The sequence below is a fragment of the Vibrio sp. 2134-1 genome (assembly GCF_033339495.1).
On record NZ_JAWOUS010000607.1, the window covers coordinates 1 to 620 of the forward strand.

General features: G+C 46.6%; 1 protein-coding gene. It reads left to right on the top strand.

What is annotated here, in order from left to right; genetic code table 11:
- The coding region (locus R7R78_RS27505; RefSeq protein ID WP_318119669.1) for an ATP-binding cassette domain-containing protein at nucleotides 1-620 on the top strand (620 nt) is incomplete at both ends.

Genomic DNA, 620 nt, shown 5'->3' on the forward strand with positions numbered 1-620 from the left:
AAAGGGTTCAGTTGCATAAAACAGATGCTGTGACTGAATTTGATTTTTCTTATGCGCCTATTGGACATCAAAGTGTTGTTAGCGCCGAAGCGTTGAGCATTGGTTATCAAACGCCTTTACTGTCACCGATTGATATCACTGTCGCACGAGGAGAAAAGTTAGTGATTGAGGGCTTCAATGGCGTAGGGAAGTCGACATTGCTTAAAACGCTAATGGGGGAGGTGCTTCCACTCTCTGGTGAAATGACGTTTGCACAAGGTCTTAAGATCGGTTATTTCGCTCAAGACCTATCTTGGCGTCATCCGGATCATACACCGGAGCAAGAGGTGTGTGCGGTCGATTCTTCAATCAATAGTAAATCGGCTCGTAAGCTGTTAGCACGCTTCGGGATAAAGGGTGATAAAGCACAACGTCGCTTAGAGGCGTTGAGTGGTGGAGAGCAAACTCGCGTTAAGCTTTGTTGTTTAGCAACACGAGGCTGCAATGTACTCATTCTCGATGAGCCAACTACGCATCTTGATACCAGCAGTAAAGATGCGTTGAAGCAGGCGCTACAACGTTTTGCGGGCAGTGTCATCTTGGTTTCACACGAGAAGGCATTTATCCAAGATTGGCCAGAC